The 17,991-nt window shown below is 72.5% G+C and carries 22 protein-coding genes, 1 tRNA gene and 1 riboswitch; of the genes, 10 read left to right on the forward strand and 13 right to left on the reverse strand.

Going from position 1 to position 17,991, the window contains the following annotated elements; all coding sequences use genetic code 11:
* Positions 1-75: 75 nt before the first annotated feature.
* Entirely contained in the window at positions 76-1,143 is a 1,068-nt protein-coding gene (locus ACZ7L7_RS13945) for a ParB/RepB/Spo0J family partition protein (RefSeq protein WP_285512544.1), read from the reverse strand.
* A 477-nt stretch (positions 1,144-1,620) separates the two neighbouring features.
* Between ACZ7L7_RS13945 and ACZ7L7_RS13950 the strand changes: the two genes are divergently transcribed.
* The gene (locus ACZ7L7_RS13950; RefSeq protein ID WP_285512545.1) at positions 1,621-1,818 is read left to right on the forward strand and encodes a ferredoxin; all 198 of its coding nucleotides are present in this window, start codon (positions 1,621-1,623) and stop codon (positions 1,816-1,818) included.
* A gap of 43 nt (positions 1,819-1,861) precedes the next feature.
* Positions 1,862-2,626: a thioesterase II family protein gene (locus ACZ7L7_RS13955; protein WP_285512546.1), complete on the forward strand. Its 765-nt coding sequence runs from the start codon at positions 1,862-1,864 to the stop codon at positions 2,624-2,626.
* A 23-nt stretch (positions 2,627-2,649) separates the two neighbouring features.
* Here the strand turns inward: ACZ7L7_RS13955 and ACZ7L7_RS13960 are convergent, their stop codons facing one another.
* From ACZ7L7_RS13960 to ACZ7L7_RS14000, 9 genes are all read right to left on the reverse strand, one after another.
* On the reverse strand, positions 2,650-3,090 hold the full coding sequence (locus ACZ7L7_RS13960) for an SRPBCC family protein (protein ID WP_285512547.1): 441 nt from the start codon (positions 3,088-3,090) through the stop codon (positions 2,650-2,652).
* A 33-nt stretch (positions 3,091-3,123) separates the two neighbouring features.
* The gene (locus ACZ7L7_RS13965; protein ID WP_093722478.1) at positions 3,124-3,462 is read right to left on the reverse strand and encodes an ArsR/SmtB family transcription factor; all 339 of its coding nucleotides are present in this window, start codon (positions 3,460-3,462) and stop codon (positions 3,124-3,126) included.
* On the reverse strand, positions 3,459-3,923 hold the full coding sequence (locus tag ACZ7L7_RS13970) for an SRPBCC family protein (RefSeq protein ID WP_285512548.1): 465 nt from the start codon (positions 3,921-3,923) through the stop codon (positions 3,459-3,461). The genes ACZ7L7_RS13965 and ACZ7L7_RS13970 overlap by 4 nt, the downstream gene beginning before the upstream one ends.
* 89 nt (positions 3,924-4,012) lie before the next feature.
* Positions 4,013-4,306, reverse strand: a complete 294-nt coding sequence (locus ACZ7L7_RS13975) for a hypothetical protein (RefSeq protein WP_285512549.1) — start codon at positions 4,304-4,306, stop codon at positions 4,013-4,015.
* Positions 4,307-4,414: 108 nt separating this feature from the next.
* Positions 4,415-6,247: a GMC family oxidoreductase gene (locus ACZ7L7_RS13980; protein WP_471592494.1), complete on the reverse strand. Its 1,833-nt coding sequence runs from the start codon at positions 6,245-6,247 to the stop codon at positions 4,415-4,417.
* Positions 6,244-7,635 (reverse strand): hypothetical protein, encoded by a 1,392-nt coding sequence (locus ACZ7L7_RS13985; protein WP_453607316.1) that lies wholly within the window; start codon positions 7,633-7,635, stop codon positions 6,244-6,246. The genes ACZ7L7_RS13980 and ACZ7L7_RS13985 overlap by 4 nt, the downstream gene beginning before the upstream one ends.
* Positions 7,635-8,348 (reverse strand): FadR/GntR family transcriptional regulator, encoded by a 714-nt coding sequence (locus ACZ7L7_RS13990; RefSeq protein ID WP_285512552.1) that lies wholly within the window; start codon positions 8,346-8,348, stop codon positions 7,635-7,637. Before ACZ7L7_RS13990 ends, ACZ7L7_RS13985 begins: the two co-directional genes overlap by 1 nt.
* A gap of 130 nt (positions 8,349-8,478) precedes the next feature.
* Positions 8,479-8,551: transfer RNA gene (locus ACZ7L7_RS13995), tRNA-Gly, on the reverse strand.
* A gap of 42 nt (positions 8,552-8,593) precedes the next feature.
* Positions 8,594-8,989: a RidA family protein gene (locus tag ACZ7L7_RS14000; RefSeq protein ID WP_285512553.1), complete on the reverse strand. Its 396-nt coding sequence runs from the start codon at positions 8,987-8,989 to the stop codon at positions 8,594-8,596.
* Between the two features lie 96 nt (positions 8,990-9,085).
* On the opposite strand from ACZ7L7_RS14000, the gene ACZ7L7_RS14005 reads away from it, so the two are divergent.
* The 6 genes from ACZ7L7_RS14005 (at position 9,086) to ACZ7L7_RS14030 (ending at position 13,258) form a co-directional block, all read left to right on the forward strand.
* Entirely contained in the window at positions 9,086-9,988 is a 903-nt protein-coding gene (locus ACZ7L7_RS14005; RefSeq protein WP_472076040.1) for a LysR family transcriptional regulator, read from the forward strand.
* Positions 9,989-10,082: 94 nt separating this feature from the next.
* Positions 10,083-10,265: riboswitch (cobalamin riboswitch) on the forward strand.
* Between the two features lie 30 nt (positions 10,266-10,295).
* Positions 10,296-11,009: an energy-coupling factor ABC transporter permease gene (locus ACZ7L7_RS14010; protein WP_285512754.1), complete on the forward strand. Its 714-nt coding sequence runs from the start codon at positions 10,296-10,298 to the stop codon at positions 11,007-11,009.
* On the forward strand, positions 11,006-11,356 hold the full coding sequence (locus tag ACZ7L7_RS14015; RefSeq protein ID WP_285512554.1) for an energy-coupling factor ABC transporter substrate-binding protein: 351 nt from the start codon (positions 11,006-11,008) through the stop codon (positions 11,354-11,356). The genes ACZ7L7_RS14010 and ACZ7L7_RS14015 overlap by 4 nt, the downstream gene beginning before the upstream one ends.
* A gap of 6 nt (positions 11,357-11,362) precedes the next feature.
* On the forward strand, positions 11,363-12,112 hold the full coding sequence (gene cbiQ / locus ACZ7L7_RS14020) for a cobalt ECF transporter T component CbiQ (RefSeq protein ID WP_285512555.1): 750 nt from the start codon (positions 11,363-11,365) through the stop codon (positions 12,110-12,112).
* Positions 12,109-12,951 (forward strand): ATP-binding cassette domain-containing protein, encoded by an 843-nt coding sequence (locus tag ACZ7L7_RS14025; RefSeq protein ID WP_285512556.1) that lies wholly within the window; start codon positions 12,109-12,111, stop codon positions 12,949-12,951. Before cbiQ ends, ACZ7L7_RS14025 begins: the two co-directional genes overlap by 4 nt.
* Complete coding sequence (locus ACZ7L7_RS14030) at positions 12,944-13,258, forward strand: hypothetical protein (protein WP_285512557.1); 315 nt, start codon at positions 12,944-12,946, stop codon at positions 13,256-13,258. The genes ACZ7L7_RS14025 and ACZ7L7_RS14030 overlap by 8 nt, the downstream gene beginning before the upstream one ends.
* Here the strand turns inward: ACZ7L7_RS14030 and ACZ7L7_RS14035 are convergent.
* On the reverse strand, positions 13,247-14,119 hold the full coding sequence (locus tag ACZ7L7_RS14035) for an LLM class flavin-dependent oxidoreductase (protein WP_453607305.1): 873 nt from the start codon (positions 14,117-14,119) through the stop codon (positions 13,247-13,249). The genes ACZ7L7_RS14030 and ACZ7L7_RS14035 overlap by 12 nt on opposite strands.
* A 15-nt stretch (positions 14,120-14,134) precedes the next feature.
* Positions 14,135-15,157 carry an aldo/keto reductase gene (locus tag ACZ7L7_RS14040; protein WP_472075910.1) on the reverse strand — a complete coding sequence of 341 codons (1,023 nt, stop codon included), beginning with the start codon at positions 15,155-15,157 and terminating at the stop codon, positions 14,135-14,137.
* A 219-nt stretch (positions 15,158-15,376) separates the two neighbouring features.
* On the opposite strand from ACZ7L7_RS14040, the gene ACZ7L7_RS14045 reads away from it, so the two are divergent.
* Complete coding sequence (locus ACZ7L7_RS14045; RefSeq protein WP_471429702.1) at positions 15,377-15,958, forward strand: TetR/AcrR family transcriptional regulator; 582 nt, start codon at positions 15,377-15,379, stop codon at positions 15,956-15,958.
* A gap of 66 nt (positions 15,959-16,024) precedes the next feature.
* Positions 16,025-17,161: a threonine synthase gene (locus tag ACZ7L7_RS14050; RefSeq protein ID WP_285512561.1), complete on the forward strand. Its 1,137-nt coding sequence runs from the start codon at positions 16,025-16,027 to the stop codon at positions 17,159-17,161.
* On the opposite strand, the gene ACZ7L7_RS14055 is transcribed toward ACZ7L7_RS14050, so the two are convergent.
* Positions 17,151-17,906 (reverse strand): Type 1 glutamine amidotransferase-like domain-containing protein, encoded by a 756-nt coding sequence (locus ACZ7L7_RS14055; RefSeq protein ID WP_285512562.1) that lies wholly within the window; start codon positions 17,904-17,906, stop codon positions 17,151-17,153. The two genes, ACZ7L7_RS14050 and ACZ7L7_RS14055, sit on opposite strands and share 11 nt — an antisense overlap.
* Between the last annotated feature and the right edge of the window lie 85 nt (positions 17,907-17,991).

A 17,991-nucleotide genomic window follows, 5' to 3' on the forward strand; every position in this document is an offset into this window, starting at 1 on the left:
CCTGGGTGCCGGGACGGGATCCCGGGACCCAGGCGGGGCGCGAGGGGGTGATCTATAGGTTCCCTTGAGGAGCGCTCAGGCGCCGGAGGAGAGCTGACGCACGTTCCGCTCCTCCGTCCCGCCCTCGGCGGCCGTTCCCCTGCACTCGATGTCGATGGCGAACTCCAGCCACCGCGAGGCGCACACCCGGGCCATCTGCGCCACGTCCGCGGCGCGGTGGGCGGGGATGCCGGCGATGAGGTCCTGGCGCTGCTCCGTGGTGAGCAGGTGGGCGCGCAGCAGTTGGAGCAGGGTGCGGCCGATCTCGGACATCCTGAGCGAGGGGTCGCGGCGCATGCTGGACAGCACGCCCTCCCACACCGGCTGCGGAGCGGCCGGTTCGGCGGCCTCCGGCCGGTCCGCGGGCAGCTCCTCGCGGGCGGGTGCGCCCAGGGCGGGCGAATGCAGCGCGGTGGGACGGAACTTGGGTGCCACCGGGTCCTCTCCCAGCCGGATACGGCGTCTTACGTCGCGTGCGGTGGCCACCGCGATGCCCGCTCTGCTGGCGATCTCACGCAGGGAGGCGTCCGGGAACTCCGCGATGACCCTGCTGGCGGCGAGCCGTCCGGCGGTCGCGTCAACAGGGCGTTTCCGGCCGTCCCTGCCGATGCGCAGGGTGAGTTGAGGGGTGTCCTGGGCGTTGGCGCGCAGGGATCCCACCGCGCCGGGCGACAGCCCGGTCACGGCGGCGATGCGCCGGTCGGACCAGGCGGGGTGGCTGCGCATGATGCGTACGGCGGCCGCCGTGCGGTCCTGCCGGGACAGCGGCATCCCGTGCTCGGCGTTGAGCTTCACGGCGAGGACGAAGGCGTCCTCGACACTGCCCTCGACGAACCGGGCCTCGATGAGGCGGTCGCCGCGCAGCTCGGCCGCGCGCAGCCGGTGCATGCCGTCCACGACGCGCATGGTGGGCCGGTGGACGACGATGGGCGGCAGCGCGGCCCCAGACTCGGCCAGCGACCTGGCGTGTTCCTCGATCTCTCCCGCGAGCCGAGGAGAGTCGGCCGCCGCCAACGAGTCGACGGGGATCCACTGGGTGGGTTGAGTGAGGTGATTCTCGTCGATGGGCGACTTCGGCTTGCCGTCCGGCCGTGAGTCGGACACGCGGCGCTCCCTCCATAGCTCTGCACTGGACGGGGTACGTGTGGTGCGTCCCGCCGGAACTCCGGCGGGTTCCGGGGCGCATGGGGGGTCCAACAGAATTTGACGGCCTAATATCGGTCGCTCCGGAGGTGGGTGTCAAGGCTCACAGCGGAGGTAAAGAATTCGGTATCTACGCGCGTCCAACTCACTGAGCACTCTCAAGCACCCGACGTCCCACCGAGGTTGCCGAGACATCACCCACAAGTGGCCGAATAATTGCGGTCGGTTCACCCGCACGCCCCTCTTCCCGGGCCGCGGCGTGGACATGCGAGCGACCCTTGACTGCACGGAACCCATTCCTGGAATGTGGGGTCAGCACACGTCCAGCATTTTGAGCCCTTGAACGACATGGCGCGTGCACGGAGGATTCCGCGTACGTACCCCGGTTCGTAACCCCCGGTAACTTTGCGGCCCTTTCCGTCTGGAGCGAGGACGAGCATGCGTATCGAGGCCGATCCCGAGGTCTGTATCGGCTCGGGCATGTGTGCGCTGACCGCACCCGATCTGTTCGACCAGTCCGAAGCCGACGGCACCGTGGTGGTGCTCAGTCCCGAACCGCCGGCCGCCCGCGTCACCGCGGTCCGGGGCGCCGTGGGCCGCTGCCCGTCCCGCGCCCTGAGCCTGCGCGAGAACTGACCGCCACGCGCCCGGACCACCCCCGCCGAAGGAGCAACCCGCCGTGAACAACCCGTGGTTCGGCCGCTGGACGCCCCGAGAGCAAGCCTCATTCCGGCTGTTCTGCCTCCCTTACGCGGGCGGCGCGGCCGCGGCGTACCGCGAGTGGCACGCGCTCGCGCCCCCGCACATCCAGGTCTGCCCGCTGGAACTGCCCGGCCGGGGCAGCCGCTTCAGCGAGCCGCCGGTCAGCAGACTCCGGCCGCTGGTGGACGGGCTGGCGGGCGCGGTCGAACCGTATCTGGGACGGCCGTACGCGATCTTCGGGCACAGCATGGGCGGTCTGCTGGCCTTCGAACTGACCAGGACCCTGCGCCGCCGCGGACGCCCGCTCCCCGCCCATCTGTTCGTCTCCGGCCGCTCCGCGCCCGACGCGCCCCAGGAGTTCCCGCCCCTGGAGGGCGCGCCGGACGAACGCGTCCGGGAGCGCCTGCGCGAGCTGGGCGGAACCCCTCAGGAGGTCCTGGACGACCCCGAGTTGATGGATCTGGTCCTGCCCGTGCTGCGCGCCGACTTCTCCGTCCTGGAGAGCTACGAGTACCAGGAGGAGCCTCCGCTACCGGTACCCCTGACGGTGTTGGGCGGCACCGCGGACACCCTCGTCACTCCGGCCCGGCTGCCCGGCTGGCGGCGCCAGACCAGCGCGGGCTCCCGGCTGCGCATGCTCACCGGCGGCCACTTCTTCCTCCACACCACCGCTCCGGCGATCATGTCGGAGATCTCCGCCGCCCTGCCGAGGACGGTCGCGCGGGACACGGCCGCGTCCTGAGGGCCCGGCCGGTCCGCTCATCACTAGTGCCAGTCGCTGATCCGCACGTCTCGCGGAGAGGGGTCGCCCTTGCCGGTCTCGGCCAGTTTCTTCAGGCTCATCAGATAGACGGCCCACTTGGTGGAGCAGTGGTACATGAATTCCACCTGCTCCTTCCAGCCTTCGTGCCGGAACAGCACGATCGTGAAGTCATCCTGCCGTTTCAGTTCGAAACGCACCCGCGTCCCGATCCACTCCTCGGGTCCGTCGACGACTTCCCAGAGCACGAGTTCGGCCGGCTTGGCCTCCAGCACCTTCATGTCGAAGCCGCCGGGCAGGAAGCGGAACCGGATCACTCCCCCGACGTCGCTGTCGCCGTCGGTGTCCTCGGTCCACCAGCCCGCGAGCCCGTCGACGGTCGTCAGGGCGTCGTAGACCTTCTCGGGCGACGCCAGCGCGCCGACCCGGTGCAGGATGTCAACCATCTCACTGCCTCATTTCCACTCGTGTGTGCGGTGTCATTCCTCGCGCTCCCGCTGGATCGCCTCAGCGATCCGCTTGATGCGCTGCAACCTGGCGTCCCACATCGCCCCGACGGCCGACAACTGGGCGACGGCTCGGGCGAGTTGCGCCTCGTCGACCTCGTAGCGGCGCTCACGCCCGGCCGGTGTGACGTGCACCAGGCCGACCCGGTGGAGCACTCCGAGGTGCTTGGTGACGGCCTGCCGGGTGACGGGGAGCTGCCCGCTCAGACTGGTCGGCGTGCCGCCGCCGTCGGCCAGCAGTACGTCCAGCATCCGCCGCCGCGTGGGGTCCCCGACCGCGGACCAGAGTTCGTCGTCGACGGTGACGCTCATCGCGTCGACACCACCCGGGCCACGTACGCGACGAGCCGGGGCAGGAAGTAGTCCCAGCCGGTGACGTGGTCGCGGTACTGCTCCTCAAGTACGGCGGCCTCCCAGCCCTTCTCCCGGAAGCCGGTCTCGCTGAAGCGCAGCAGCGTGCCGGTGCCGGAGGGGATCAGCTCGAAGGTCACGAGGAGGGAGTTGTCCGGCGCCGCCGCCCGGCCGTCGTCGTAGACCCACCGGAAGGAGAAGCGGCGGGGCGGGTCGGCCTCGACGACCGTGACGGGGACGACCTTGGCCTCCGGGCCGGACTTGTCGCCGAAGGTGATGGCCCCGGTGGCGCCGGGCACCGGAGCGAGGTCCGCCTCGTCCGGCCACCACTGCCGGATGTGCTCGGGCCGGCTGACGACCTCGTAGACCACTTCCGGGGCGGCGGCGATATTGATCTCCCGCTCGATGCTGCCGTACTCCATGGGGCACTCCCAGCTATTCGCAACCTTTGGTTGCGTATAACCCTAGGGCGCTGCGGAGCGTCGCGCAACCGATGGTTGCATATTGGGTCTCAGGCGGCCCTCGCCCGGGCGGTGGCGGGGCCGACCCGGTACGTGGTCTTGCCCGGATCGTGCACCGGGTTCCCCAGTGTGATCCGCCCCGCCGACCGCAGCTCCTCGCACACGTCCGTCGGCAGGGCGACGTAGCAGCCGCCGGCCGCCCGCCAGTACCCGTACCGGAGCCGCCCGCCCGCGTGGGCCGTGACGAAAACCGGGGTCCGCGGGTCGGAGACGATGCGCAGCACATCGGCGGCGGGCGCGGCGAGCGGTGTCGCGGGCCGTCGCGGACGGGAGGTGTACGGCATCGGTACGACCTTTCCGGACAGAGGACGGGACACCGTTCACCCCGTCAGGGCCCGGTGTTGATCATGCTGTGCCGCATTGTTGCCCACCCCTGTGACAACGGCCCTCCCTCACCCTCGCGCCACCCACCGCTCCGTGATGGCGAGCGCCGCTGCCATGATGCTGACCTGCGGATTCACCTCCGGGCAGCTCGGCAGGACGGAGCCGTCGGAGATCAGGACGCCCTGGATTCCGCGCAGGTGTCCGGCGGGGTCCGTCGGCGCCGACTCGGGGGCCGATCCGGCGGCGGCCGTGCCGGTGGGGTGGAAGGCGGACACATGGAGGTGGCGGGCCCGGACCTTGCTCAGCAGTTCCCTCAGTTCCCGTGGCGTGCGGGCGCGCGGGGCATGGGGGACGCCGGTGAGGACCTCCTCGGCGCCGGCCGCGAACAGCAGCTCCCCCATGGCCAGTTGGGCGCGCAGGAGGCGGGAGGCGTCCCGGGGTGACAGGTCGTAGCGGAGCAGGGTGTGCTCGCGGCCCAGGACCCGGCCCGAGGGTTCGTCGGCGATCATGGCGCCGAGGGTGGCGAGGTGGTCGGCGGTCTCCAGTTCGCGGCGGAGGGAGCGGCCGACGCCGGGGAGGACGAAGGAGGTCATGCCCGGGGGCGCGGCCGTGGCCTCGATCAGGATGCCGTCGGAGTGCAGTTCCTCCACTCCGACGCTCTGCAGCACCGCCCGGCCGTCGGAGACCGGGTCGCCGAACCGGCCCGCGACGCTCAGCGCCGGGTGCACGCTGAGGTTGCGGCCCAGCATCGGGTGCCCGCCCAGGCCGGAGCGGCGCAGCAACTGCGGTGTCTGGAGGGCGCCCGCCGCGACCACCACCAGGGGGCTGAGGATCTCCAGTTCGCTGCCGTCGGGCCGGCTGGCCACCACGCCCGCGGCCCGGGGGCCGCCCGGCCGGTCGGGGTCGGTGAGGATACGGCGGACCCGGGCCCCCGTGACGATCCGGGCGCCGTTCGCGCAGGCGTCCGGCAGCACGGAGAGCTGCACGCTCTGCTTGGCGCCCGAGGGACAGCCGACCACGCACTGGCAGGAGCCCCGGCAGCCGGGGGCGTTCCGGCGCAGGGGCGCCGCCTCCCAGCCCAGCTTCCGCGCACCGGCGAGGGCGAGCCGTCCGTTGGTGCCGAGGACGTCCGTCGGCTGGCGTGCCACCCGCAGGGTGCGTTCGACCTCGTCCAGCGCGTCGGCGAATCCCTCGGCGGCGGCGAAGCCGTACCGAGTGCGCCAGCGGGCGACCACATGGTCCGGAGTGCGGTAGCAGGTACCGGAGTTGACCACCGTGGTCCCCCCGACGGCCCGCCCCACCGGGAGCACCAGCGGCGGGCTCCCGAGCGCGATCGTGGCGCCCCCGTCCCGGTAGAGGTCGGTGAACCGGTCCAGCGGCGCCCGCCGCCCGAAGGAGGCGGTGGAATGGTGCTCGCCCTCCTCCAGGACGACCACGCACAAACCCGCGCGGGCCAGGGTACGGGCGGCCATGGCACCGCCGGCGCCCGAGCCGATGACGACGGCGTCGGCGGTCGACCGGCTCGGCCAGTCATCGGAGGGAGTCAGGTCCAGCGGGGGGTCGTCCAGGGCGGTCTGTCGCCGCAACGCGGCCTGCTGCAGGGCACGTTCGGTCCCGGCCGCCAGCAGCACCGGCACCTTCAGCGCCTCCAGGAGGGGCAACAGACTTTTGCTGGAGCCGAGTTGTGCCATCACCCGCTCACGTCGGTCCCCGTCGAGTGCGCCCAGGCGCTTACCGGTCCGGGCCAGGGCATAGGCGTCGATCGCATGGGCCGCACCGCGAATCCCGGCGCGGGCGGGGGCGGGCAGCGAGTCGAGCAGCCCTCGCAGACGACCCGCCCACGGTGCCGTTCCGTCCTCGGCGATCAGGGCCGCGGCCGCGGCGGCGACGGTGGGGTTCATCGGGTGCCCACCTCCGCGTGTGCGGTGCCGGACAGCCGCCACTCGGCCTCCTGCCGCCATGCGCCCCGCCACTTCTCCAGCGTCACCACCGCGTCCGCGGTCTCGCTGTTGCGGCAGACCGCGCCCGATCCGTCGGGGTCGGTGTAGTCCAACGCCAGCGTCCGCTCGGGCGGTTGGGTCACCGTCACCCGGATACGGCGCCTGCCCGCCCGTCCCGTCACCCGCCACTCGGGCAGCCCCAGCTCCGCCCGGAACCGTCCGAGGCCCGCCCACCCCACAGCCGCGCGCTCCGAACGGCTGGGCCAGGCCCGCCCGTTGCGCAGCAGGCGGAGGAAGACCAGGGGCGGCAGCCGGTCGAGGCCGGGGCGCATGGAGACGGCGGCGACGATCTCCAGGACGTCGCCGCCGCCCAGGTCGGCGTGGAGCCAGGCCCAGCGCCGGGCGTTGCCGTGGCCGTAGATCCGGGCGCTGGCGCCGACGGCCCGCTCCAGCCGGAGTTCGCCCCACTCGCTGTGGCGGAGGGTGCCGTGGTAGACGCAGCGGGCGGCGGGGAGCATCTGGCTGGCCGGCAGCAGGGGGCGGCGCCAGGACCAACGGGGAAAGGTGTGCAGGGGCGGCGCCTGCGGTGTCTCGGTGAGTTCCCAGGCGAACGGGCCCGCCGAGCCGGTCAGCAGGCCGGGCTGGGCGAGGATGCCGTCGGCCGTGTATCCCGCTCCCTGTCCGGTCCACGGCACGGGCCCGAAGCGGGCGTGCTCGACGGGGCCGTCCTTGGGGAAGAGGGCCACCCAGCCGTGCGCGTGGGCGCGGGAGCCGTCGGTGGGGGCCACGACTTCGTGGTGCAGCCAGATTCCGGCGCCGGTCGCCGGGTCGGTGAGCGTCGTGTACCAGACCTCGGTCCGGCCGGGCTTGCCGTCCCAGCGGGGGGTGAGGTCTCCGGCCCCCTCGGTCGCGCGGGGGAAGCGGAAGCTCGCCAGGAAGGGGGCGAGGCCGGTGGTGAGGGGGAAACGCAGTCGGCCCTCGCCCACCCGTTCGCCGTCCTCGTACAGGGTGAAGGGCAGGACGGTCATCGAGGCGACGGGCCGGGCGGGGGTGATGGACTTCCAGCCGTCGAGGGCCAGGCGGCGGCCGTCCAGGGTGAAGCGGATCCGGTAGCGGATGCGGCGGCGGGCGAGCGGCGATATCTCCAACTCGCCGACGGCTTCGGCGTCGTCGGCCCGGCCCGCGATACGGACCCGGCCGGTCACTCGTGCCCGTGTCGTGCGGTGGGGCAGCAGCACGGACTCCGTGCGCACCACCAGGTCCAGTCGCATCGGGCGGTCGCTGTCCTCACCGGCCAGGCGGACCCGGCCCAGCATCGTCTCGCCGAACGTCGTCGTCCGGGCGCTCATCAGGCACCGGCCCGGCGCCGGCGGGCGCGGGCGAGGTCGTCGAGCATGATGCGTTCCGTGGTCGACAGGTAGACGCCGGCCGCGGCGCGGGCTGCCGCCTCGTCGCGCGCGGCCACCGCTGCCACCACCGGGGCCAGCCGGTCGTGTGCGGTGCGCGCGTCGGCGAAGGGGCCGGCCAGAGCCGCCCGGACCGGCAGGTAGGCGTTGAAGAGGGTGTTGGTGAGCAGGACGTACACCCGGTTGCCGGTGGCGCGAGCCAGTGCCCGGTGCACCTCGGCGTCCGCCAGCTGGGCCGCCTCGCCGCCCTCCGCCTCACCGACGGCCGCCAGCAGGCGGCGCAGGTCGGCGGCCTGGGCCGGGGTGGCGCGGGCGGCGGCGCGCTCGGCGATCAACTCGCCGATACTGCGCCGCACTTCGAAGATCTCGCCGATCCAGTCCGGGCTGTGCCCCACGAGCATGGGCAGCAGATCCGCGCCGCCGTGGCGCAGGAAGTCCCGGACGCGGGTGCCGACTCCGTGCTTGGTCTCCAGCAGCCCGGACTGCACGAGCCGTCCGAACGCGTGCTTGAGCGTGGTGCGGTTGACCCCGAACTCGTCCGCCAGTTCCCGCTCGGGCGGCAGATAGCTCCCGGCGGGGCGGCGGCCGCCGAGGATGTCCTCCCGCAGCCGCTTCTCCAGTAGGTCGACCGTGCTCTCGCGCGGCAGTGCGCCCATCCCTGCCTCCCAGCAGTGCAGTGGTCCAGTGGCTCAGCCACTCAACCACTACGTAGACAGGGCGTCAACAAGTCGGCTCGTGTGGGGCAACGCAAATGGCCCGCCCCGGAGTTCGGGACGGGCCATTTTCTGGAGCGCCGGGCAGGCCTTGCACCTGCATCTCCCCGCAGGAAGCGGGGCGTCTTTCCTTGGACCACCAACGCATCACCGGTTCCCCGGATTTGGGGTGACCAGCGCAAGATCGACTATACCGCATCCGCTCGGCGCCGCGCGTACACCTCGATCTCGATCTTCATCCGGGGGTCGGCCAGCCCGCACACCATCATCGTCGCGGCCGGGCGGACCGCGCCGAACCGGCGGCGCAGCACCGGCCAGCAGGGCTCGAAGTCCGCGCGCTCGGGCAGCAGATAGCGCACCCGCACCACGTCCGCGAAGGTGCAGCCCGCCTCGGTGAGCGCGGACTCGATGGTGCGCAGGCACTGTTCCGCCTGCTCCACCACATCGTCGGAGATGGTCATCGTGGTGTAGTCGAAGCCGGTCGTCCCGGACACATGCACCCAGTCGCCGTCCACCACGGCACGGGCGTAACCGATCTGCTCCTCGAACGTCGAGCCGCTGAGGATCACGCGTCGCTCTGTCATGCGCCGAACGCTAGGTGACCAGGGTCGATACGTCGAATACTGTCAATGGCATCGACCGATATCTCTACGCGTATGGAGACACGCAGAGGGAGGACCATGGAGCGCCCCGAACTGCCCCTCCCCCAGCTGCACGCCTTCGTCGTCCTCGCCGAGGAACTGCACTTCGGACGCGCCGCCGCCCGCCTGGGCATCGCGCAGCCGCCGCTGAGCCAGCAGATCCGCCGGCTGGAGGACAGGGTCGGGCACGCGCTGTTCACCCGTGAGCCGGGGCGGGTCGCGCTCACCCGGGTCGGGCACGAGCTGCTGCCCGCCGCGCGCCGGGCCCTGAGCGACCTCGCCGACGGTCTGGCCGCCGCCCGCGCGGTCGGCAGCGGCCGGACCGGACGGCTGCGGATCGGGTTCGCCGCCTCGCTCGCCCTGACCGTGCTGCCCGGTCTGCTGCGCGACTTCCGGCACAGGTTCCCCGAAGTGCGGCTGGAGATCCGGGAGATGACGACCGCTCCGCAGCTCACCGCGCTGCGCGAGCGGACCCTCGACATCGGTCTGCTGCGGGAGCCCGAGAAGCCGGACGGGGAGCTGGACTTCCGCACCGTGCTCACCGAGCCCTTCGTCGCGGTCCTGCCCAGCGGGCACCCGCTGGCCGCCGGGCGGACCGTTCGACTCGCCGACCTGGCCGGCGCACCGTTCGTCCTGCTGCCCCGGGAGGTCGGTCCGGGGCTGTACGACCGGATCCTCGACCTGTGCGCCGGGGCCGGGTTCGTACCGGACGTCGTCCAGGACGCGGTGGAGTGGCAGACCGTGTGCGCCCTGGTGGAGACCGGGCTCGGCGTCTCGCTGGCACCGGCGAGCATCCGGCGCATCCGCCTCAAGGGGGTCGCCTTCCACCGGATCGAACCCGGCACCGCGCGGACGCGGGTCGCTGTCGCGTGGCGCACATCCGACCGGAACCCCCTGGTCGCCCATCTCCTGGGGACCGTCAGCCCGAAGGCGGCCCAGTGAGCCTGCCGGACACGGTGCGTGCTCCGCGCGAGTGAGCCCGCGTGCGCCGCCCCTGCGCCCCCGAGGCGCGCTTGTCAGCCGAGCTGATCAGGCATTACTGTCACCAGGCCTTGGTGAACGGGAAATCCGGTGCGAAACCGGTGCGGCCCTCGCCACTGTGATCGGGAAGTCCGGCTCCGGCCCTCGCGGGCAGCCACTGGATCGTAGTGATCCGGGAAGGCGGAGCCGGGCGGTGTCACCCGTCAGCCAGGAGACCGGCCAGGGCACGTCAACCATCCACGAGGTGCTGGAGAGGGTCTGCTGCGCCATGCACATAGCCGAGGGTTTCCTGCCACCGGCGCACGCCGTCGCCTGGGGTGTCGCGTCCGCGCCGTTCGTCGTCCACGGAGTCCGCTCCCTCACCCGTGAGGTCAGGGAGCATCCCGAGAGCACCCTGCTCCTCGGCGCCTCCGGCGCCTTCACCTTCGTCCTGTCGGCACTCAAACTGCCCTCGGTGACGGGGAGTTGTTCCCACCCCACCGGCACGGGCCTGGGCGCCATCCTGTTCCGGCCGCCGATCATGGCGGTGCTGGGCACCATCACCCTGCTCTTCCAGGCCCTGCTGCTGGCGCACGGCGGGCTGACCACGCTCGGCGCCAACGTCTTCTCGATGGCGATCGTCGGCCCCTGGGCCGGATACGCCGTCTACAAGCTGCTGCGGCGCTACGACGTCCCGCTGATGGTCGCCGTGTTCTGCGGCGCCTTCGTCGCCGACCTGTCCACGTACTGCGTCACCAGCGTCCAGCTCGCGCTCGCGTTCCCCGACCCGGGCAGCGGATTCCTGGGCGCGCTCGGCAAGTTCGGCTCCATCTTCGCCGTCACCCAGATCCCGCTCGCGGTGAGCGAGGGTCTTCTCACGGTGCTGGTGATGCGGCTGCTGGTGCAGTCCAGCAAGGGCGAGCTGACCCGGCTCGGCGTGCTGATCTCCGGCGGCAGGCAGGCCCGCACCGGGTCGACGGAGACGGAGGCGGTGGCCCGATGAACCGCAACACGAAGATCAACCTGCTGCTCCTGCTCGCGGTCGTCCTGCTCGCGGTCGCGCCGCTGGTGTTCGGGATGGGCGATCACAAGGAGGAGCCGTTCACCGGCGCCGACGGCGAGGCCGAGACCGCGATCACCGAGATCGAACCGGACTACGAGCCGTGGTTCTCGCCGCTGTACGAACCACCGTCCGGCGAGATCGAGTCGGCGCTGTTCTCCCTCCAGGCGGCCCTCGGGGCCGGTGTCCTCGCCTACTACTTCGGCCTGCGGCGCGGCCGCAGGCAGGGCGAGCAGCGGGCCCTGGAGCGCGTGGGCGGCACCAAGGAGTCCGACGGCGAAGAGGGCTGACGCCCCGTGCTGCCGATCGACGCGGCGGCGCACAGCAGCCGCTGGCGCCGCCGCCATCCCGTGGACAAGGCCGTGCTCGGGCTCGGCCTGACCGTGCTCGCGATCTCGCTGCCGCCCTGGCCGGGTGCCGCGCTGGTCCTGGTGACCGCCCTGACGGTGCTGCTGGGTCCGGCGGGTGTGCCCGGCCGGAAGCTCTGGCGGGCCTACCGGGTGCCCCTGGGCTTCTGCGTCACCGGCGCGGCCACCCTGCTCATCCAGGTGGGCGGGCCCGAGGGATTCGTGTCGTACGCCGACGACGGCGCCGTACGGGCCGGGGAACTGATGCTGCGCACCTCGGCGGCCTCGCTGGGCGTGCTGCTGTTCGCGTTCACCACGCCGATGTCGGACCTGTTGCCACGGCTGGTGAAGGCCGGGGTGCCCCCGGCCGTGGTGGACGTGGCGCTGGTGACGTACCGGATGAGCTTCCTGCTGCTGGACTCGGTGCGACGGGTCCGCGAGGCGCAGGCCGCGCGGCTCGGGCACACCACGCGGGCCGCGACCTGGCGGTCCCTGGGCGGGCTCGGGGCCACCGCGTTCGTGCGTGCCTTCGACCGGGCGTCGCGGCTCCAGGCCGGGCTCGCCGGGCGCGGCTACGAGGGCACGCTGCGCGTGCTGGTGCCCGAGGCCCGGGTCTCGGTCCGTTTCACGGTGGCGAGTTGCGCGCTTCTGCTGACGCTGGTCGCCCTCACCCTCGTACTGGAAGGTCCCCTGTCATGACCGAGCTGGTGGCCCTCGAAGGCGCGTCCTACGCCTACGAGGAAGGGCCGACCGTCCTGGACGGACTGGACTTCGCGGTGTCCGAGGGCAGGTCGCTGGCGCTTCTCGGCCGCAACGGCAGCGGCAAGACCACGCTGATGCGGCTGCTGAGCGGGGGACTTCGGCCGCGCGAAGGTCGACTGACCGTCGAGGGGCGGCCGGTGTCGTACGACCGCAAGGGGCTGACCCGGTTGCGGACGACCGTGCAGCTGGTGGTGCAGGACCCCGACGACCAGCTCTTCGCGGCCTCCGTCGGGCAGGACGTGTCGTTCGGCCCGCTCAACCTCGGCCTGTCCGACGCCGAGGTGCGCACACGGGTCGAGGAGGCGCTCGCCGCCCTGGACATCACGGCGCTCGCCGAGCGGCCCACGCATCTGCTCTCCTACGGTCAGCGCAAGCGGACCGCGATCGCCGGTGCCGTGGCGATGCGGCCGCGCGTGCTGATCCTCGACGAGCCGACCGCGGGCCTGGACCCGGACGGGCAGGAGCGCCTGCTGGCCACCCTCGACCGCTTGCGCGCCGGCGGCACCACGGTCGTCATGGCCACCCACGACGTCGACCTCGCCCTGCGCTGGGCCGACGACGCCGCCCTGCTCACCCCGGGAGGCGTGCGCACCGGCCCGGCGCCCGCGATGCTCGCCCGCACCGATCTGCTGGCGCGGGCGGGGCTTCGCCTGCCGTGGGGTGTGGCGGCCGCCGAACTGCTGCGGGCGCAGGGCCTGTTGAGCGGTGCCGCCGTCGGCCCGCGTACGCCGGAGGAGCTTGCCGCGCTGGTCGCTGCGGCACCGGCCGATGGCTGACGCTCCCCGGGGTCGTCCGGTCGAGGTGGACGGGCAGGAGCTCATCGCCGTGTCCGGCGAGGAGTTCGCCCGTCTGCTGGCCGCCCGCCGTCAGGTGGGTGGCCAGAATGCCCGGGTGCGTGTGCTGTCGGGCACTGTGGAGAAACTCCGCCAAGTACTGGACGAGGTGGCGGAGGCGCTCGCCGAGGTGGGCGCCGTGCACGTGTGCGCGGGCACCGGCTGCGCGGTGTGCGCCGTGCTCGGCGAGGTGGCCGGGCGGGTGCGGGACACCCGCGAGGGCGACGGGCGCCGTCGGTCAGGCCGCTGAGCCGGGGCCGATCAGCTCCTCGGCGGTCCAGCGGGCGACCTGCGCCGGGTACGGCGCCGGAAGCCCGAGCACGAGGTGCCCGAACCCGGCGTCGACCGCCTCCCGGATCGCCTTCCGGGTCTCGGCGGGCCGGTCGTAGGAGACGGGCAGGTGGAGGGAGCGGGTGAGGGTGCCGGGGTCGCGGCCGAGGTCCTCGCAGTAGCGGTCCAGCAGGGCGCTGCGCTCGGTGACGTCATCGATGTCACCGCCCGGGATGTTCCAGACGGCGGCGTGCCGGGCGGCCACGCGCAGGGTCGCCTTCGACCGGCCGCCGATCAGGATCGGCGGGTGCGGGCGCTGGACGGGTTTGGGGCTGCCGAAGGCGCCGGTGAGGTGGTAGTGGGTGCCGTGGAAGTCGAAGGGCTCCTCCTCGGTCCAGATGCGGCGGATCACTGTGCAGGCCTCGTCCAGGGCGGCGACCGCGCGGGCGGCGTCGTGGAAGGGCAGGCCGTGGGCGTCGTACTCGCGGCGGGCGAGCGGGTGGTCCGGGCGGGACCCGGCGCCGATACCGAAGTCCAGACGGCCGCCGGAGACGATGTCGACCGTGGTGGCGATCTTCGCCAGCAGGGCCGGGGGCCGGAATCGGTTGCTGGTGACCATGACTCCGATGCGCAGCCGCCGGGTGTGGGCGGCGAGGGCCGCGAGCAGGGTCCAGCCCTCGTAGGTGGGCCCGTCGGGGGCGCCGAAGATCGGCATGAGGTGGTCGAAGAGCCAGGCGTGCGCGATCTCGGGGATGGCGTCGGCCTCGCGCCAGACGCGGAGGATGTCGTCGTAGTGCACCTGTGAGGGTGCGGTCATGATGCCGAAGGTGGGCGGTGCCATGACTGCGGTCCCCCTTCAGTGGCGGCGGCGCAGGGCCGGGTCGAGCAGGGCGGGCGGGGTGTCGTGCCGCTCGTCGGGGGCGAGGTCGGTGCCGGGGGCGACGGCGGTGTCGATGGCGTCGAGGACGTTGGCGGGGAGCACGGTGTCGGCGGCGGCGAGCTGGGCGTGCAGGTGGTCCAGGGTGCGGGGGCCGATGAGGGCGGTGGTGACGGCGGGGTGGGCGGTGACGAAGCCGAGGGCGAGCTGGATCATGGTGAGTCCGGCCTGGTCGGCGATGGCGGCGAGGCGTTCGACGGCGTCCAGCCGGGCGCGGTTGACGGGGCGGGAGAGGTCGAAGCGCTCCGGGAGCACCTTGGAGCGGCTGGTGGTGATGTCGCGGCCCGCGCGGACGGCGCCGGACAGCCAGCCGGAGGCCAGCGGGCTCCACACCAGCACCCCGAGGTCGTACTCCTCGGTGACGGGCAGGACGTGTGCCTCGATGCCGCGCTGCAGGACGGAGTAGCCGGGCTGCTCGGTCACATAGCGGCTCAGGCGGTGTTCGCGGGCGGCCCACTGGGCCTGGACGATGCGGTACGCGGGGAAGGTGGAGGAGCCGAAGTAGCGGATCTTTCCGGCGCGTTGGAGGTCGGTGAGGGCCGAGAGGGTCTCCTCGTCGCTGGTGCTGGGGTCCCAGCGGTGGACCTGGTAGAGGTCGATGTGGTCGACGCCGAGGCGGCGCAGGCTGTCGTCGAGGGCGGTGGTCAGCCAACGGCGGGAGCTGCCCTGGTGGTTGGGCTCGTCGCTCATCGGCATGGTGGCCTTGGTGGCGAGGACGATGTCGTCGCGGCGTCCGGCGATCGCCTTGCCGACCATCTCCTCCGACTGGCCGGAGCTGTACCAGTCGGCGGTGTCGATGAGGTTGATCCCGGCTTCCAGGGCGGCGTCGACGAGAGCGGTGGCCTCGTCCTGGGTGGTGTTTCCGATGCGACCGAAGTTCATGGCGCCGAGGGCGAGGGTGCTGACCTTGACTCCGGTGCGGCCGAGCGTGCGGTACTGCATGACTGCGTCGCCTCCATGGCAGGAGATAAGGGCGAAAGGGTGAGGTGAACAGGGCACGGCTTGGTGAGCGGTCGTTCGCTCTGGCATCATGGCCAAACGGAACCGCGTCCCGTTTTGACGATACGGAACAGTGTCCCGTTTAGCAATGGCAGCAGTGTCCCGCTGGCGATGGCGGTCAGCGTCCCGTTGGCGACGGCGGTCGGGGAATGGAGTGGCGCGATGAGCGAGGGAGCGGGACGGGCGGCCCGGCCCAGGAGGGCGGACGCCCGGCGCAACGAGCAGACGCTGCTCGACGCCGCCGCGTCGGTCTTCGTGACCTCAGGTGTCGACGCGCCGGTGCGGGACATCGCGGCCGCGGCCGGGGTGGGCACGGCGACGATCTACCGCCACTTCCCCACCCGGGCGGACCTGATCATCGCGGTCTACCGGCACCAGGTGGAGGCGTGCGCGGCGGCGGGCCCGGAGCTGCTGGCCTCGTGTCCGACCCCGTACCACGCGCTCGGGCAGTGGATCGACCGGTTCGTGGACTTCCTGGTCACCAAGCACGGCCTGGCCGCCGCGCTGCACTCCGACGAGGCCGGCTTCGAGACGCTGCACGCCTACTTCCTGGACCGTCTGGTGCCCGTGTGCACGGAACTCCTGCGGGCCGCGGCGGCGGCCGGGCAGGTCCGCTCCGACATCGCCGCGATCGAACTCATGCGGGGCGTGGGGAACTTGTGCATCGGCGCGGAGAACAGCACCGACTACGACGCGCGGAAGGTGGTGGGCGTGTTCGTGGCCGGGCTGCGCGCGGCGAGTTGATCTAGACTTCGGGTCCACCACCGCCCATCGCCGCCGCCGGCGCGAGGCAGGAAGAGGACCGCGCACATGGCCGCCGACACCGTCCCCCACCTCGTCGACCGCAGCGGCCGACGCTACCCCTGCGACGAGCCCCGCTGGCGCGGCGACGACGGCTCACCGCTGATGACGGAGCCACTGCCGGGCATCACCCGCGACGCGATCGACACCTCGGTCAACTCGCAGTGGCGCTACCGGGCCGCCCTCCCCCTGCCGGAGACCGACCCGGTGTCCCTGGGCGAGGGCCGCACCCCTCTCCTCCCGCGCACCCTGGCCGGGCTCCAGGTGGCCGTGAAGCCCGAGTCCATGAACCCCACCGGCAGCTTCAAGGACCGCGGCAGCTCCGTCCTCATCTCAACCCTGCGCGCCCAGGGCGTCGGCCGCCTGCTGGAGGACTCCAGCGGCAACGGCGGCTCCTCCATCGCCGCGTACTGCGCCGCCGCGGGCCTGGAGGCGCAGATCATCGCCCCCGCCTCCACCTCCCCCTCCAAGATCGTGCAGAGCCGGCTGCACGGAGCCGGGGTGGACCTGGTCCCCGGCAGCCGCCAGGACGTCGCCGACGAGGCGGTACGCCGCTCCGGCTCCGTCTTCTACGCCAGCCACAACTGGCACCCCCAGTTCCTCCAGGGCGTCAAGCTGATCGCCTACGAGATCTGGGAGGACCTGGGCTTCACCGCACCCTCGGTCGTCCTGGTCCCGGCGGGCGCCGGAAGCCTCGTGCTGGGCTGCGCGATGGGCTTCGCGGAACTCCACCGCGCCGGTGAGATCGACCGCGTACCGCGCATCCTGATCAGTCAGCCCGAACAGTGCTGCCCGCTGGTGCGGGCCTTCGAAGCAGGCGCCGACGAGGTCGACCCCCGGACCTGGCCCAAGACCCTCGCCGAGGGCACGGCCATCGCCCAGCCGGTACGCGACCGCGAGGTCCTCCGCGCGATCCGCGACAGCGGCGGCGCGGCCACGTCCGTAGCGGAGACCGACCTCCTCCCGGCGGTGACCGAACTGGCCCGAACCGGCCTCTTCGTCGAGCCCACCAGCGCCCAAGTCCTCCCGGCGCTGCGCCGGTTCCGGGAGGCGGGCCGGGTCACGGAGTCCGACACGGTGGTACTGGTCCTGACGGGCTCGGGCCTGAAGGCGGCGCAGACGCTGAGCCAGCTACTCACCGACTAGGTCGCGTCCGGGCGGCAGACGGGACTTTACGGGCACGGCCCAGCGCCCGGCAGGCCACGCCCCGCTCGGCGACGCCACCGTCCCCCACGGGCTCCACCCGGTACAGCCGGGCGTCCGCCCTCCGCGCGACGGCCGCCTCCAGCCGCCCGCCCCTGAAGTGCACGGCCACACCGTCCTCCAGGGCCCAGCCGCCAGGCAGCGCCCCACTGGCCACGGCCTGCCGGTACCCGTCACGGCGGCCCGGCTCGCTGTCGTAGTGCGGACAGACCGACCCGGGGAGCAGCCCCAGCCCGTCGGGCAGGAAGGTCAGCGGGCCGAAGGAGTCGGTGTGCGAGGCCTCGGCCCAGCAGTTGGCACCGGCGCTGATGCCGCACAGCAGGGTGCCCCGGTCGTGGGCCTCTCGCAGCAGCCGGTCGATGCCATGGGTGCGCCAAATCGCCAGCAGGTTGGCGGTGTTGCCGCCGCCGACGTAGACGATGTCCTGGGCGAGCAGGTGGCCGCGCAGGGCGGTGTCGTCGAGGTCGCGCGCGAAGAGCCGCAGGACGGACGGTTCGCAGGCGCGGGGACGGAAGGCGGCCAGGAAGCGGTCGATGTACCCGGGGGCGTCGCCGCTCGCCGTCGGGACGAAGCAGATCTTCGGGTGCGGATTGGGCACGCGGGTCAGCAACCAATCGTCCAGCAGCCCGTCCTCGTCCGTGGAGAACCCACCACCCAGCAGCACGATGCCGGTTTCCGGTCCCGCCATCCCCCACCCCCTGGCTATAACGACCGTCATAGTCTACCGTGACGCTCGGTCTATAACACTCGTTATAGACCGCGCCGGGAGAGAG

This window comes from Streptomyces sp. NPDC110618, assembly GCF_055657065.1.